The following is a 13787-nucleotide window of genomic DNA, read 5'->3' as shown; positions in this document are numbered from 1 at the left end:
GTGTTGTATTGACTTCATGGGCTGTGGCGGCTTTTCTCCGCCGCGGATCCTTCCATCAGCCCTCTTTCGGAAAAGACGCGACCCATGACCAGCCCTTCTGATCTTGCTTCCCTCCAGGCTACGATCGATGCCGCTTTCGACGACCGTGCGAATGTCGACACCTCGACGCGCGGCGAAGTCCGTGATGCGGTGGAGACCGCGCTGAACCTGCTCGACAGGGGTGAGGCGCGCGTTGCGGAGAAAGTGGGAGGCGAGTGGGTCGTCAATCAGTGGCTGAAGAAGGCCGTGCTTCTCTCTTTCCGCCTCAACCCGATGACGACCATCTCTGGTGGCCCGAACAATGCGACCTGGTGGGACAAGGTGCCTTCCAAGTTCGAGGGCTGGGGCGCGCCGGAATTCGAAAAAGCCGGTTTCCGTGCCGTTCCCAACTGCGTTGTGCGCCGTTCCGCCTATGTCGCGCCGGGCGTTGTGCTGATGCCGTCCTTTGTGAACCTCGGCGCCTATGTTGATACTGGCACCATGGTCGACACCTGGGTGACAGTCGGCTCCTGCGCGCAGATCGGCAAGAATGTGCATCTGTCCGGCGGCGTCGGTATCGGTGGCGTGCTTGAGCCGCTGCAGGCCGGTCCTGTCATCATCGAGGACAACTGCTTCATCGGCGCGCGTTCGGAAGTGGTTGAAGGCGTTGTCGTGGGCGAAGGCGCGGTGATCTCCATGGGCGTCTTCATCGGCGCATCCACCAAGATCGTCGACCGCAACACCGGCGAGATCCACATCGGCAAGGTGCCTCCTTACTCGGTGGTTGTGTCCGGCTCCATGCCCGGCAAGCCGCTTCCCGACGGTCGTCCGGGGCCGAGCCTCTATTGCGCGGTCATCGTCAAGCGCGTGGATGCGCAGACCCGGTCCAAGACCTCGATCAACGATCTGTTGCGCGACTGACGCGCGCCTTGCGCCTTTGCCGCGATGACGGTTGATCATGGCGATTGAACAAGAAAACCCGGGGCTGCGCGCGGCCCCGGGTTTTTTGGTCTGATCGCAGGGGCGAGGGGCGAGCCCCCGCGCCATAAGACGCCAGTCAGATTTCGTCGGATGTCGGCAGGATACAGGCGAAACGGTCGGACATGGCGGCAAGTGCGGCGCGGTGCATATCCCTCGCCGAAATCTCTCCGCCGTCATGGCTGGGCAGTGCCCGGGTTGCGCAGCTATCGGCGATAACCGCGGCCTCCAGTCCCAGATCAAGCGCGCCGCGCACCGTGGAAGAGACGCACATATGCGTCATGAACCCGGCGACGATGATGCGCTTGATGCTGAGCGCGTCCAGCCTGGTGGCCAGATCGGTGCCGGTAAAGGCGTTCGGCAGGCGCTTGTCGATCACGTGTTCTCCGGCCAGAGGCTCCGCTTGCGCGCAAAAGGCCCCGCCATGTCCCTCAACGTCGAAAAGGCCGCCTGGCGGGCCCACATGCCGGACATGAAGGACCGGTAACCCCAGCTCCCGCGCTCGCCGGCGCAGGTTGACGATCTCGCCCAGCGCCGAGGTGATGTCTCCAAGCGCCAATGCTCCTGAGCGGTATTCCTCCTGCGCATCGATCAGCAGCACCGCCGCCTCTCCGGGCGCCGGATGTTGCCATTTCGGCAGGCCGGCGAGATCCCGCAGCGTCCTGGGCATGGTCTGGAACGTGGATAGCATTCCGTATGTCTCTCTCTGAATAGTCTCGCCCTGCGGCATTGCATGAACCATAGGCTGTCAAAGGCCTTGCGAAAACGCCTCGCTTGTGCGGTTCAAACCTGCAAATATGCAGCATGCTGACATGGAACGATCATCATCTGGTGCTGGTCCTTGCACGCGCGGGCACGGTCGCGGGCGCCGCGCGCGCCTTGGGCGTGAATGAAACGACCATTTCCCGCAGGCTCGCCGCGGCGGAGCTGGCCGCGGGGTCGACCCTGTTTCGGCGCATAGAGCGCAAACTTGAGCCGACCGCAGCCGGTCGCGCCATCGTGGAGGCGGGGGAGGCCATGGAGCGCGCGCTGGCCGCGTCCGGCACCAAGATCAGCTCCGCACCGGCGACGGTACGGGTCAGTACGGTCATGACGGTCATCGAACACATGATCGCCCCGCGGCTGTCGGAATTCGTGGCGCGCCATCCGGGGATCGTGATGGAGCTTGTCGGTTCGAATGAGACGGTTTCGCTCGCGAGGCGTGAAGCGGATATTTCCATTCGCCTGCAGCGACCTGATCGCGGCAGGCTGGTGGCGCGCCGCATCGGGCGTCTGCGGTTCATTCTGGCCGGGCGGGAGGGAACCGATCCCACGGAGTTCATCGCCTATGAACGGGATATGGATGACCTGCCGGAGATCGCGACAATCATGGCGCGTTTCGGCAATGCTGCTCCTGTGGCGCGCATCGTCTCGCTGTCCTCCATCACCCGGGCGGTTCAAAGGGGGCTCGGCGCAGCGATGTTGCCGGAATACATGATCGCGACAACGCCTGGGGTTGTGGCCCTGGACCCATCGGTTCATGTGGAACGTCCGTTGTGGCTAGTCGTGCATGAGGACATGAAAGAGCGCCCGGCTGTCCGGTCGGCGGTCGACTGGCTGAGTGATACGATCCATAACGCCAGGCCCGGGACGGGCGAGTTGCCACATACCCCTTGAGTCCGACGGGTATCGACAATAGGTAACGCTTTCAAGCGCCCGTAGGGGCGCAGCTTGCGCAGCGTTTTTTGCAAGTCTTCACCCATGGAACAGAATGCTCCGATGAACGACCAACCGATCGCGCCGGCCAGCCCCATGAAGCTCGCCGCCCTGTTTTTCAGCCCGACCGGGCGTATCTCGCGGCAGGCCTATTGGCTGGCACTCGCGGTGCTGACCTGCATCAATTTTTCGCTGCGGCCCCTGTGGGAAGGCATGATGGTTATCCAGACCGGCGCGGACGGCGTTGATCACGTGGTGATGACTGGCACAGGCCCGATTGCCATGTTCATTCTGCTGCTGTTCCAGTGGGTGTTCTTCGTGCTGATCGCCAAGCGCGCCCGCGACTTTGGCTGGCCGGGTCTTATTGCCCTGCTCTGGGTCGTGCCGCTGATCAATTTTCTGGTTCTGTTCGGCGTCGGGCTGAAGGCCGGAGATCCGGGGCCGAACCGTTTCGGCTGGGCGCCCAACCAGTAGGTCTCGCCGCGAGGGCGCGGTTTCTTCGCGCGAAATTTGCTACAAGATATCCGTTCGAGTCGACTTTTCGTCGGCTGAAGCCGCAGGAAAGTTCATGACCGCCGCAACGCCCGCCCCCTCCGGTTCCGACAACGCCTTGTCCCCCGCCATCCGCATCGCGCGTGACCTGATCCGGTGTCCGAGTGTCACCCCCACGGAGGGAGGTGCGCTCGCGTTTCTGGGGCAATTGCTCGAAGACGCGGGCTTTGAGGTGCACCGCGTGACCTTCACGGCTCCCGGTACGCCGGATGTCGAAAACCTCTTTGCCCGCATCGGGTCCGGCGCGCCGCATGTGGTCTTTGCCGGCCACACCGATGTGGTGCCGGCGGGAGATGAGGCGAGCTGGGCGCATGGGCCGTTTGCCGGCGAAATATCCGGCGGGTTTCTGCATGGGCGCGGCGCTGTCGACATGAAGGGCGGTGTCGCTGCCTTTGCCGCCGCGGCTCTCGACTATCTTGCCGAAAAGGGAAATGAGTTCGCCGGAACGATCTCCTTCCTGATAACGGGCGACGAGGAGGGGCCCGCCGTCAACGGCACGGTCAAGCTTCTGGAATGGTGCGCGCAGCGCGGCGAGACGTTCGATGCCTGTATTGTTGGCGAGCCGACCAACCCGGACCATCTTGGCGATGCAATTAAGGTGGGAAGGCGCGGCTCTTTGTCGGGAACCGTTACGGTCACCGGCCGTCAGGGCCATGTCGCCTATCCGCATCTGGCCGATAATCCGATCCCCGGACTGATCCGGCTTTGCGCGGCACTGGAGGATCTCGTGCTCGACGAGGGCAATGAGCGCTTCCAGCCCTCCAATCTGGAAATCGTTTCCATCGATACCGGCAATCCGGCCTTCAACGTCATCCCGCAATCGGCAAGCGCGCGCTTCAATGTGCGCTTCAACGATACGTGGACCCGCACCAGTCTGGCCGCGCGCATCAAGGCGGCCCTGGGCGAGGTGGCTGATGAGGAACTCTCCTGGGATCTTGCCATTCGCGAGGATGGAAGCGACAGTTTCCTGACCAACGACGCCGCTCTGATCGAGACGCTGAGCGCGGCGATCGAAGCGGAGATCGGGCGCAAGCCGGAGCTGTCGACCGGCGGCGGCACGTCGGATGCGCGCTTCATCAAGAACTATTGTCCCGTCGTGGAATTCGGACTTGTCGGCCAGACGATGCACCAGGTCGATGAATGCGTGGCCACCGACGACCTTGACCGGCTCGCAGCCATCTACCGGCGTTTCCTCTCCGATTATTTCAAGGTTTGATCCTATGATTTTCAGCGGCGCAGAGATCCGCAACTCCGTTTTGGGCGTCTGGTATCTCTTCAAAGGGGATCCGGAGGGCTTGCGCGGGTTCGATGCGTCCATTGGCGGCTTCTGGCGATCGTTTCTGCTTGTCGTGCTGATCGCCGCTCCCTACCTGCTCATCACAAGCGCGCAGGTGGATGTCTATCTTGAAGAGATGGTGGACGTTCCTGAGGGCGGCGTGGACCTGTCGCTTGTCGCCACGCTCCTCATGCTCGCGCTGAACTGGTTCGCTTTCCCGCTGGTGCTTGCCATCTTGGCAGCGCCCCTGGGGATCGGGCAGAAGTTCGTGCAGTACATCGTCGTTCGCAACTGGGTGGAGATGGTTGCGATCGTGCCGCTCGCCTTCGCCGCGCTGATCTACAAGGCGGGTATCTTCAATTCCGAGGCTTTCGCCTTTGTGACATTGTTCGCGACCGGCATGACCTTTTTCCTTCGGTTTCGCGCCGCCCATATCACGTTTGAATCCGGTATCGCGTTTGCCGCGGGCATTGTTGCCTTCGACACCATGCTGTCGATCGTGCTTGAAATGCTGGCCGCCCGGATTTTCGTGGGCGGCTGAGCCGCAGCCGCGGCCTTTCTCAGTAGTCGACCTGCGTCAGGTAAAGCCCGTCCGGCGGGCAGACCGGGCCGCAGGCCGTCCGGTCGGCGGCTGCAAGGGCATCGGCCAGATCCTGCGCGCTCCACTTTCCCTCCCCGACCAGCTTCAGCGAGCCGACCATCGAGCGTACCTGATTGTGCAGGAACGAACGCGCCGAGCATCGGAGATTGATCACGTCGCCCTCGCGCGAAACGGAGAAGGCATCGAGTGTCTTCACGGGGCTTTTGGCCTGGCACTGGCTGGCGCGGAAGGTGGTGAAATCGTGCTTGCCCAGAAAGCACTGCGCGGCTGCGTGCATCGCGTCCGCATCGAGACGGTGGCGCACATGCCATGCACGGTGGCGCTCCAGCGCCAGCGGCGCGCGACGGTCGATGATGCGATAGAGATAGTGCCGCTTGCGGGCCGAAAAGCGCGCATCGAAATCGTCCGCAACCTTCTCGCTCGTCACGATGGCGACCGCGTGCTGGCGCAGATGCGCATTCGTGGCTTCGCGGATCTTGTCCGCCTCCCAGTCGCGCGAAAGGTCCACATGGGCGACCTGGCCCGTCGCGTGGACACCTGCATCCGTGCGACCGGCCCCGCGAATGCCCGGTGTCTCGCCCGTGAAGGCGGCAAGGGCCTCTTCGATGGCCTGTTGCACCGACATGTCGTGTTCCTGGCGTTGCCAGCCGACAAAGGCGGTGCCGTCATATTCGATGGTGAGCTTGTAACGGGGCAAGGGGGCGTCGTGTTCTGATCAGGTGTCGTCTTTGGCGTGCGCGAAAGCCGTGAACGGCCAGCGCAGCACCATATAAACGAGTGAGACGAGCGACGACACCGCGAAGATGACGGGAAAACTCTCAACAAGCACGAACTGGTTGCCGCCCGCGTTGCGCACCATGACCCAGAGGCTGTCGATCTCCCCACCGATCATCTGGAACAGGCGCGAGAACGTGCCGCCCTGATGGCGCGCCAGCGCATCGCCGATCCCAGCCAGAGAACTGAAAATCCCTGCGAATTCGCTGGAGATCATCTTGTAAAGCGTGCCTGCGAATGTCTCGGTGTCGAACTGGCTGGCAAGGATCAGATAGCTCGACCAGGTCTTTGCAAGTGACAAGGCGACGATGAAGGCGACGAGAAAGGCGAGGGGCACGACGATCCTTTGCACCAGTTCGGAGGAGTGCCGCACGAAGCCGAATGCGAAAACCGCCACGATGAGGGCCGCCAGCATGATCACGAAGAACTCCAGCGCCGGGCGCAGAAGGAAAACGGGAAAGCTCTCCGGCACGTAGACCTCGTCGCCGAAGATCCCCAGTTTCAGCAACAGGCCGGAAAGCACGGAACCGATCAGCACCGACAGGCTGAGGGACAGGGCCACGGAGAGCGCGAATGACACGACCTGTGCCCGCTCCCAGATCCTGTGAAGCAGCGAGATGTTGCAGACCAGAAAAATCGCGGCGACGCCCGCTGCAAGCCCGGCCAGGAAGACAAGCACGAGCGGCAGCAGGATGAGCAGGGCCGAGCGGTGATCGATATGCGTCATCTCGCAAGGTTAATTCACCTTAACGCTTGCCACAACGAGGACTTGCCGACCCTGTTCGCGATCTTTGCGCCAAACGGGCTAGCCGACAGCCACCAGGGCTTGCGGGAAGGTCAGCTTGAGCGGGGTATCGTCTGCCCCGAGGCTGATGGCGGCCCCTTCGCGAAGCTCCATCGCCATGAATTCAGGGCCCGGCCAGGGGGTATCGAATTTCTCGCCAAGCGCGGCGGAAAAGCCGAAGCGGGTGTAGTAGGCCGGATCGCCGAGCACCATGACCATGTCGATCCCGTCACGGCGCAAACGGTCGAGCGCCGCTTCGACAAGCGCGCTGCCGATCCCCTTGCGTTGCATGTCCGGGCGCACCGACAAGGGGGCGAGGATCACCATTGAGGGCGTGTCCGCTCCGTCGGCGCGGCGGACATGGGTGAACTGGACATGGCCCAGAATGTTCGCACCGTCTGTCGCGACCAGTTCCAGCGCGAAGTCGTCGCTCGTTCTGAGCTTGCCGACGAGTTTGGTTTCATCGCCGCGTTCGAAGGCCTCATGCACCAGCCGTCCGATCAGGACCGCGTCATTGGGGCCTGCGGGGCGAAAGGCGAGAGAGGTGACCGGGGCCTCGGCGGCCTCGGTCCTGTCGTGTGTTTCAGCGGTCGGTGTCTGGGGCTCGCTCATCGTGCTTGCCTCGTTTCGATTTGCGTTTACGAAGATCGAATGACTGCCTGCCCGATGATCAAGGCAGTATCGTGCCCTTGGCAAGGCGGGACCCGCGCAGGAACTCCTCTGCTTCCATCGGCCGCTTGCCGGCTCGTTGGACCTGCACCAGCTTTACCGCCCCCTCGCCACAGGCAATGGTCAGCTCGTCAAGCACCTCGCCAGGCTTGGCGGTGGACGGGGCTTGTGCGAGCGTGCTGCGAAGAACCTTCACGCGTTCCTCCTTGCCTTCGCCGCGCGGGAAATTGCACCACGCGCCGGGAAAGGGGGAAAGGCCGCGAATGTGGTTGTGGACCTCCTGGGCGGGGCGCGACCAGTCGATGCGGGTCTCGTCCTTGGAGATCTTGGCGGCGTATGTCACGCCCTCTTCCGCTTGCGGGCTCGTGCCAAGGGCACCGCGCGACAGGGCGGCGAGTGCACGTCCCATCAGGTCCGCACCGAGGCGCGAAAGCGCGTCGTGAAGTTCGCCCGCAGTCATGTCCGCGCCGATGGCGATTTTTTCCGCCATGGCGATGGGGCCGGTATCCAGCCCTTCGCCCATCTGCATGACTTCAACGCCCGTTTCCGTGTCCCCGGCCATGATGGCACGGTTGATCGGAGCAGCGCCGCGCCAGCGCGGCAGAAGCGAGGCATGCAGGTTCAGGCAGCCATGTTCCGGGGCTTCCAGTATGTCCTTGGGCAGGATCAGGCCATAGGCGACCACCACCGCCACATCCGCGCCATGCGAAAGGAAGCTCTCGCGCTCGATCGGGCTTTTCAGGGTGGTCGGCGTATAGACAGGAATGTGGAAGGCTTCCGCCTTGAGCTGGACGGGCGACGGTCGCTCTTCCATGCCGCGTCCCGCGGGGCGCGGGGGTTGGGTATAGCAGGCGACGACTTCATGCCCCTGCCCGATGATTTCCAGAAGGGTGGGCACGGAAAAATCCGGGGTGCCCATGAAGACGACTTTGAGCGACATGCGTATTCCTTGTCGATGCGGCGGATCAACTGGCGCGGATCAACTGGCGCGGATCTACCCCCTGTATGTGACGTCTTTCGGCGCGGATGCAACCGTTTGGGGGAGGAAAGTGTCATGGCGTTGTGGGAGGCAGGCGGACTGACGGCCATGATCGATGCGGATTGATCGTGCGCGCAGCCTTGGCTAGAGGTTGAGCAGGCAACGCGTGAACGGGAGGTGGAGAGCGGCGATATGAAGGACAAGCACCCGAAATCCGGCAAGCCCCAGGCTCCCGGAGCGCCGGACGGCAAACGTCCGGGCTTGCGTTCGCGGGGGTTCCTCTCCCATGGCGGCGCGCCCGCCGGGGATGGGGAGGACGTCCCCTCTCGCGCCCGCGCCTCGCGGTCCCATGATCGTGTCGGGGAGACCAAACCGCGCGAACTCGCGACACGGAAAGTCGTTCGCCCCTATCGCCTCGGTGAGGATTGATCACTGGAGGCCGCCGAAGCGGTTTCGCCTATTGCGCGGCCTCAAGGGAGGGCTCTTGCCAGGGTTTGCCGGTCGTCGGCTTGTCTTTCGGTCTCTGCCAGGCGCCGCTTTCGACCTCCTCGATCTGGCGCTCGATCTCGCTCACCACGTAGCGTGAGAACGGGCCCAGATGTACGAAAAGCGCATAGAGGACGATGGCGGCGTTGAGCGCGCGCGGATTGGTTCTCAGGCAATACCAGAGAAGCTTCAGATAGGGCTTGCGGTGCTCGGGCATGCGGACTGTCAGGTGCCACAGGATGCGCGCGAAGTCGCTCAGGTCTTTTTTCAACCGCGGACGTGTAAGCTCGCCGTTCGGACCCGACATGTCGAGCATGTCCACCACTCGGCGTACGCGGGCGACGTAGTTTTCCGGCGAATAGATGTGATCGATGATCCGGCGGTAGTCCCTGAGGATTTCCGCGCGCGGGCGCAGCGTGTCGAAATTGAGCCCCGCCGTGCACTGATCGCCCAGGTCGCCTTCGGCAAGACTGTGGCCGGGATGAAGCCGCCCTTCGCGCTCCAGCCGCCGTGTCAGTTGCGTCTCCGGCAGCGCGAACAGAAGTCCCGCCATGGACACCGGAATTGCCGCATCCTCGATGAGGCCGCAAATCGGCTCCGCCACGCTTGCCTTCTCCTCGTCGAAGCCGACGATGAACCCTGCCAGAACAAAGATGCCCGCTTCATAGATGCGGTGAATGCTGGCCGCGATGTCGCGCCGCGTGTTCTGCTTCTTGCGCGTGGCGTTGAGGATTTCCGGGTCTGGGCTCTCGATCCCGATGAAGACGGTGAAGAAGCCCGCATCGCGCATCATTTCCAGAAGGTCGGGATCGTCAGCGAGATTGAGTGACGCCTCTGTGGAGAGCAGGAAGGGGTATTTATGCGCCTTCTGCCAGGCGATCAGCTCCGGCAGGAAGGCCTTCACCGCCTTCTTGTTGCCGATCAGATTGTCATCCACGAAATCGACATTGCCGCGATATCCGAGATCGTAAAGCGCCTGAAGTTCCGCCAGCATCTGCTGCGTGGTCTTGGTGCGCGGCACACGGCCATAGATCTCGATGATGTCGCAGAATTCGCAGGTAAACGGGCAGCCACGCGAATATTGCACACAGATCTGCGTGTAGTCCTTGAAGTTCAGAAGGTCGAAGCGTGGCACCGGCGTCGTGGTCACGTCTGCCTTGAAACGCTCCGCATTGAAGAGGCCGGACCGCTCGCCCGCCCGCCACGCCTCAACGAGCTTCTCCAGAACGCCCTCCGCCTCGCCGGTCACCCGAAAGTCCGCATGGGCATACATGTCCGGGCTGGTGGTGACGTCCGGGCCTCCGACTGCCACCGGCACCCCTTGCGCCTTGCAGCGCTCGATGACCGCCAGCGTGGAAGGCTGCTGAGGGAGCATCCCCCCGGTCATCACGAGATCCGCCCATGCGATGTCCGCATCGTCGAGATCTTGCGTGTTCCAGTCGACGAGCCGGATGTCCCAGCTTTCCGGCAGCATGGCGGCTATGGTGATCAGGCCCAGCGGCGGGGCCGGGTATTTTGCGCCGATCATTTCGCAGGTCGCCTGATAGTTCCAGAAGGAACCGACCACAAACTGGGGCTGGACCAGCAGGACGTTGCAGCGATCTTCGCTCAAGGCTCTGTTCTCCCGGTGCTTGGGCGTTGAGGGCGCGTACGAGTTCCCGTCATGGCGGAATGTGCGGCAATACACGCAGCAAGGGCAAAGGGGATGCGTTGTGTACGAAATCGTTCCGGCGATATCCGGTCATCCGCCCGGTCAGCAAGGTCGATATCGGCGCGACTGCCACCATGCCGCGCGACTGATGTCTGAGCCAACAAGAAGTCGGCCCCGTCTGCTCCGGCCACGCGGCGACCTGGCGCTGGTGGCCGGAGCAGACGGGGCGTAGAAAAGGGCGAGGGGGCTGGCCAACGGGGGCGGCCCAACCTCATGAGTTAACGCCTAGGGAACGCGCCCCGCCGGAGCCTAGCTCGCCGCAGCAGTTCCCGTCCGGGGGGTGAAGGGTAGCGGTGCTGCCTGCTCGCGTTGGGCGAGAGCCTTGATGCCCGCGACCGAAAACACCGTGACGTGGTCGGCATATGCCGCCAGGTCTGCATCACTCGGACGCGGCATGTTGGCCGTATAGACGCCCGCATAATTCACCGCCATGAAGGCTCGGCACTGGCTGAGAATGCTGGTGACGCAAAGGCGCAGCGTGGGGGCGGAAAGAGCGTTTCCGCCAAGGGTACCTACCGCAGCTGCAAAATGGTTTTGCGTCTTTTCCAACCCTGCCACACGAAGGTCGTCGACCAGTCCGGTCGGCTGAACCATTTCCGCACGGATGAGCCGTTCGAGCGGATCGTCCTGTACCAGCCACTCCAGCCGGTCGAGGACGTAAAACCTCAACAGCGCCTCGCTGTCATCGAGGCTGCCGTTCTGCGGTGGCTCGGGCGGCTCGTAGAGGTCGATAAGACGTTGGAAAACCTGCCGATACAGGCTTTCCTTGTTGCCAAAGTGGTAATTGACCGAGGCAATGTTCGCCTGCGCGGTGTCACAAATATCGGCAACCGTCGTGTCGCGGTAGCCCTTAGAAGCGAATATCCGGCAGGCTGAAAATAACAACCTGTCCCGCGTGGATGCGGCCTGTCGCTGTGGCGTGACCATTTGGTCCCTTCCGTTACGTGCTCTTTAAGAGCGAATTCTACCCATTTCTTCACACGAACACTGCGAAAGTCGTAATGTCTTTTACGGACCTCATTATCAAGCGGGCCCTTTAAACTCTACACACTCATATACCATAGGTAATCTCAATATCATACAGGCTGTCGGGAGGCTTGTTGAGCGCTTTTTCCCCATTTCATGCCGAAAAGACATGGCGTCGGATTTTGGATATCGTGATAAATCCCAGTATCTGCGGCTTCAGGCGCCATAGAACTGTTCTATGCGGCGCGCGGTCTCTCGCATCAGCGGCAGGAATTCGCTGATCATCGTCTCGCGCGACACCCGTGCGGTCTGGCTGGAGATGTTGAGCCCGGCAAAGGCCCGACCCGCGCGATCGCGCAAGGGGACTGCGATGGAGCGCAGGCCGATTTCCAGCTCCTGATCGAGGATTGCATAGCCCCGCGAGCGCACATTCGTGATCTCGGCGAAAAGGCTGTCGTGGTCGGTCAGCGTGTATTCGGTATGCCGCTGGATATCCGACTTGGTCAGGAATGCATGCAGCGCCGTGGGCGACAGGTTCGCCAGCATGACCCTGCCCATGGAGGTGGTCAGGGCGGGAAGGCGTGTGCCGATGGTGATGTTGACCGACATGATCCTGTTGCCCGCCACGCGCGCCACATAGACGATATCGGTGCCGTCGAGCACCGCGGCGGAGCAGGATTCGTTCACCTGCCGTGACAGCTCGCGCATGAGCGGCGCCGCGCTCTGCCAGATCGGACGGTTGCTCAGGTAGGAGACCCCCAGGGACAGCACCTTCGGCGTCAGGATGAAGAGCCTGCGGTCTTGCCGCACGTAACCAAGTTCCAGAAGCGTGAGCAGGAACCGTCGGGCCGTTGCGCGGGTGAGCCCGACACGACCCGCGACATCGGTCAGCGTGAGACCCTCCGGCGCATCGCCGAGCGCCTGCATCACCTTCAATCCGCGCTCCAGCGAACCGACAAACTCCCGTCCGCGCCGGATGCCGTCATCTTCGAAATCCTCATTGTCGCTGTTCATCGGCGCGAGGTTCATGGCGACCTTCCTCCCGGTTTTCGCCTGCAACATCGCCTCTGTTCCCAAACGGGCTTGACAGAGGCCTTCGCAGGCGCAAAAACATATCACTATGCGAATATTAGTTCGCAATGCGAACATTTGCAACCGGGTTTATCCCCTGCCGGGTAGCGAAACGGTCAAGGCAAACAGGCGCATGCTGCGCCTCGGGCTTGACGTTGCGTCTGCAGGGGTGGTGAACGGTCTTGACTGGTTGCTATGTTATCTATTTGACAGGGTGGCGGCGGTTTCTGAGCGACGCTGCCGGGGCCGGTGGCAAGCCGGCCGGGGAAGAGAGAGGGGGAGATGCCGGGGTCCGGCAGATCGCCCGGCCTGCTTAGAGGAAGCAGGCTGCCAGGGAGGAATGAACGCGTATCATGGCTCGTATCATGACTTTGAAGAATGCTGTCGCAGACCTCGTGCGCGACGGCGATGCGGTGGCGATGGAGGGGTTCACCCATCTCATCCCTTATGCCGCCGGTCACGAAGTGATCCGGCAGGGCCGCACGGGGCTTACTATCATCCGCATGACCCCGGACATTCTCTACGACCAGCTCATCGGCATGGGCTGCGTGGACAAGATGGTTTTCTCCTGGGGGGGCAACCCGGGCGTGGGGTCCCTGCACCGGTTGCGCGATGCGGTGGAGAGGCAGTGGCCGAAGCCGATCACGCTTGAAGAGCATAGCCATGCGGCCATGGCCAACGCCTATGAGGCGGGTGCGGCGGGGCTTCCTTGCGCGGTCTTCCGTGGCTATCGGGGCGCGGATCTCGCCAAGGTCAATCCGAACATCAAATCCGTCACCTGTCCCTTCACGGGCGAGGAGTTGGCTGCCGTGCCAGCGATCCGTCCGGATGTAGCGATCATCCACGCCAACCGAGCCGACAGGCAAGGCAATGTGCTGATCGAGGGCATTGTCGGCGTTCAGAAAGAGGCGGTGCTGGCCGCCAAGCGCTCCATCGTGACGGTTGAGGAAATCGTCGAGGACCTGGCTCCGCCGTCGCCGAATTCCTGCGTGCTGCCAAGCTGGACGGTCTCGGCGGTGGCTGAGGTGCCGGGCGGGGCGCATCCTTCCTATGTGCAGGGCGCTTATCCGCGCGACAATGTCTTCTACAAGCGTTGGGACGCCATCGCGCGCGACCGCGACAGCTTTGCCGCCTGGATGCAGAAGAATGTCATGGAGCAGGGGCCTGAGGCTTTCGCGGTCCATGTGGGTCAGTCAACGTCCGGCAAGTCGGCATGAGGGAGGCGAC

The 13787-nt window shown here is 62.6% G+C and carries 15 protein-coding genes; 7 read left to right on the top strand and 8 right to left on the bottom strand.

What is annotated here, in order from left to right; genetic code table 11:
* Nucleotides 1–84: 84 nt before the first annotated feature.
* Complete coding sequence (dapD, locus tag ABGM93_RS12280; protein WP_321499828.1) at nt 85–939, top strand: 2,3,4,5-tetrahydropyridine-2,6-dicarboxylate N-succinyltransferase; 855 nt, start codon at nt 85–87, stop codon at nt 937–939.
* Nucleotides 940–1075: 136 nt separating this feature from the next.
* On the opposite strand, the gene ABGM93_RS12275 is transcribed toward dapD, so the two are convergent.
* On the bottom strand, nt 1076–1687 hold the full coding sequence (locus tag ABGM93_RS12275; protein ID WP_321499826.1) for a cysteine hydrolase family protein: 612 nt from the start codon (nt 1685–1687) through the stop codon (nt 1076–1078).
* Nucleotides 1688–1800: 113 nt separating this feature from the next.
* Between ABGM93_RS12275 and ABGM93_RS12270 the strand changes: the two genes are divergently transcribed.
* The 4 genes from ABGM93_RS12270 (at nt 1801) to ABGM93_RS12255 (ending at nt 5060) form a co-directional block, all read left to right on the top strand.
* On the top strand, nt 1801–2652 hold the full coding sequence (locus ABGM93_RS12270; protein ID WP_321499824.1) for a LysR family transcriptional regulator: 852 nt from the start codon (nt 1801–1803) through the stop codon (nt 2650–2652).
* Between the two features lie 102 nt (nt 2653–2754).
* Entirely contained in the window at nt 2755–3165 is a 411-nt protein-coding gene (locus ABGM93_RS12265) for a DUF805 domain-containing protein (RefSeq protein WP_321499822.1), read from the top strand.
* A 94-nt stretch (nt 3166–3259) separates the two neighbouring features.
* Complete coding sequence (gene dapE / locus ABGM93_RS12260) at nt 3260–4459, top strand: succinyl-diaminopimelate desuccinylase (RefSeq protein WP_321499820.1); 1200 nt, start codon at nt 3260–3262, stop codon at nt 4457–4459.
* A 4-nt stretch (nt 4460–4463) separates the two neighbouring features.
* Entirely contained in the window at nt 4464–5060 is a 597-nt protein-coding gene (locus ABGM93_RS12255; protein WP_321499818.1) for a hypothetical protein, read from the top strand.
* A gap of 19 nt (nt 5061–5079) precedes the next feature.
* Here ABGM93_RS12255 and truA read toward each other — a convergent pair whose 3' ends face one another.
* The 4 genes from truA to fmt form a co-directional block, all read right to left on the bottom strand.
* On the bottom strand, nt 5080–5817 hold the full coding sequence (gene truA / locus ABGM93_RS12250) for a tRNA pseudouridine(38-40) synthase TruA (RefSeq protein ID WP_321499816.1): 738 nt from the start codon (nt 5815–5817) through the stop codon (nt 5080–5082).
* Nucleotides 5818–5835: 18 nt separating this feature from the next.
* The gene (locus ABGM93_RS12245; RefSeq protein ID WP_321499814.1) at nt 5836–6621 is read right to left on the bottom strand and encodes a hypothetical protein; all 786 of its coding nucleotides are present in this window, start codon (nt 6619–6621) and stop codon (nt 5836–5838) included.
* Nucleotides 6622–6699: 78 nt separating this feature from the next.
* Nucleotides 6700–7290 (bottom strand): N-acetyltransferase, encoded by a 591-nt coding sequence (locus tag ABGM93_RS12240; RefSeq protein WP_321499812.1) that lies wholly within the window; start codon nt 7288–7290, stop codon nt 6700–6702.
* Between the two features lie 58 nt (nt 7291–7348).
* On the bottom strand, nt 7349–8287 hold the full coding sequence (fmt, locus tag ABGM93_RS12235) for a methionyl-tRNA formyltransferase (RefSeq protein ID WP_321499810.1): 939 nt from the start codon (nt 8285–8287) through the stop codon (nt 7349–7351).
* Nucleotides 8288–8518: 231 nt separating this feature from the next.
* Here fmt and ABGM93_RS12230 point away from each other — a divergent pair, with 231 nt between their 5' ends.
* On the top strand, nt 8519–8755 hold the full coding sequence (locus tag ABGM93_RS12230; RefSeq protein ID WP_321499808.1) for a hypothetical protein: 237 nt from the start codon (nt 8519–8521) through the stop codon (nt 8753–8755).
* Nucleotides 8756–8783: 28 nt separating this feature from the next.
* Here the strand turns inward: ABGM93_RS12230 and ABGM93_RS12225 are convergent, their stop codons facing one another.
* From ABGM93_RS12225 to ABGM93_RS12215, 3 genes are all read right to left on the bottom strand, one after another.
* Nucleotides 8784–10424: a B12-binding domain-containing radical SAM protein gene (locus tag ABGM93_RS12225; RefSeq protein WP_321499805.1), complete on the bottom strand. Its 1641-nt coding sequence runs from the start codon at nt 10422–10424 to the stop codon at nt 8784–8786.
* A 348-nt stretch (nt 10425–10772) separates the two neighbouring features.
* Nucleotides 10773–11450 carry a TetR/AcrR family transcriptional regulator gene (locus tag ABGM93_RS12220; protein WP_321499803.1) on the bottom strand — a complete coding sequence of 226 codons (678 nt, stop codon included), beginning with the start codon at nt 11448–11450 and terminating at the stop codon, nt 10773–10775.
* Between the two features lie 255 nt (nt 11451–11705).
* A complete protein-coding gene (locus ABGM93_RS12215; protein WP_321335108.1) occupies nt 11706–12518 on the bottom strand; it encodes an IclR family transcriptional regulator C-terminal domain-containing protein in 813 nt (270 codons plus the stop codon).
* 395 nt (nt 12519–12913) lie between these two features.
* On the opposite strand from ABGM93_RS12215, the gene ABGM93_RS12210 reads away from it, so the two are divergent.
* Nucleotides 12914–13777: a CoA transferase subunit A gene (locus ABGM93_RS12210; RefSeq protein WP_321499801.1), complete on the top strand. Its 864-nt coding sequence runs from the start codon at nt 12914–12916 to the stop codon at nt 13775–13777.
* The last annotated feature ends 10 nt before the right edge of the window (nt 13778–13787 follow it).

Origin of the sequence: Breoghania sp., assembly GCF_963674635.1 — a bacterium.
Classification (GTDB): Bacteria; Pseudomonadota; Alphaproteobacteria; order Rhizobiales; family Stappiaceae; genus Breoghania.
Note: the sequence above shows the minus strand (reverse complement) of the source record. Positions and strands in the feature narration are given on the sequence as shown.

What these genes read in the sequence shown, in the direction of transcription:
- ABGM93_RS12230 (WP_321499808.1), top strand. Translation starts at nt 8,519, where the DNA reads ATGAAGGACAAGCACCCGAAATCCGGCAAGCCCCAGGCTCCCGGAGCG.
- dapD (WP_321499828.1), top strand. Translation starts at nt 85, where the DNA reads ATGACCAGCCCTTCTGATCTTGCTTCCCTCCAGGCTACGATCGATGCC.
- ABGM93_RS12215 (WP_321335108.1), bottom strand. Translation starts at nt 12,518, where the DNA reads ATGAACCTCGCGCCGATGAACAGCGACAATGAGGATTTCGAAGATGAC.
- ABGM93_RS12270 (WP_321499824.1), top strand. Translation starts at nt 1,801, where the DNA reads ATGCTGACATGGAACGATCATCATCTGGTGCTGGTCCTTGCACGCGCG.
- ABGM93_RS12265 (WP_321499822.1), top strand. Translation starts at nt 2,755, where the DNA reads ATGAACGACCAACCGATCGCGCCGGCCAGCCCCATGAAGCTCGCCGCC.
- ABGM93_RS12220 (WP_321499803.1), bottom strand. Translation starts at nt 11,450, where the DNA reads ATGGTCACGCCACAGCGACAGGCCGCATCCACGCGGGACAGGTTGTTA.
- ABGM93_RS12275 (WP_321499826.1), bottom strand. Translation starts at nt 1,687, where the DNA reads ATGCTATCCACGTTCCAGACCATGCCCAGGACGCTGCGGGATCTCGCC.
- ABGM93_RS12245 (WP_321499814.1), bottom strand. Translation starts at nt 6,621, where the DNA reads ATGACGCATATCGATCACCGCTCGGCCCTGCTCATCCTGCTGCCGCTC.
- ABGM93_RS12255 (WP_321499818.1), top strand. Translation starts at nt 4,464, where the DNA reads ATGATTTTCAGCGGCGCAGAGATCCGCAACTCCGTTTTGGGCGTCTGG.
- fmt (WP_321499810.1), bottom strand. Translation starts at nt 8,287, where the DNA reads ATGTCGCTCAAAGTCGTCTTCATGGGCACCCCGGATTTTTCCGTGCCC.
- ABGM93_RS12240 (WP_321499812.1), bottom strand. Translation starts at nt 7,290, where the DNA reads ATGAGCGAGCCCCAGACACCGACCGCTGAAACACACGACAGGACCGAG.
- ABGM93_RS12210 (WP_321499801.1), top strand. Translation starts at nt 12,914, where the DNA reads ATGGCTCGTATCATGACTTTGAAGAATGCTGTCGCAGACCTCGTGCGC.
- dapE (WP_321499820.1), top strand. Translation starts at nt 3,260, where the DNA reads ATGACCGCCGCAACGCCCGCCCCCTCCGGTTCCGACAACGCCTTGTCC.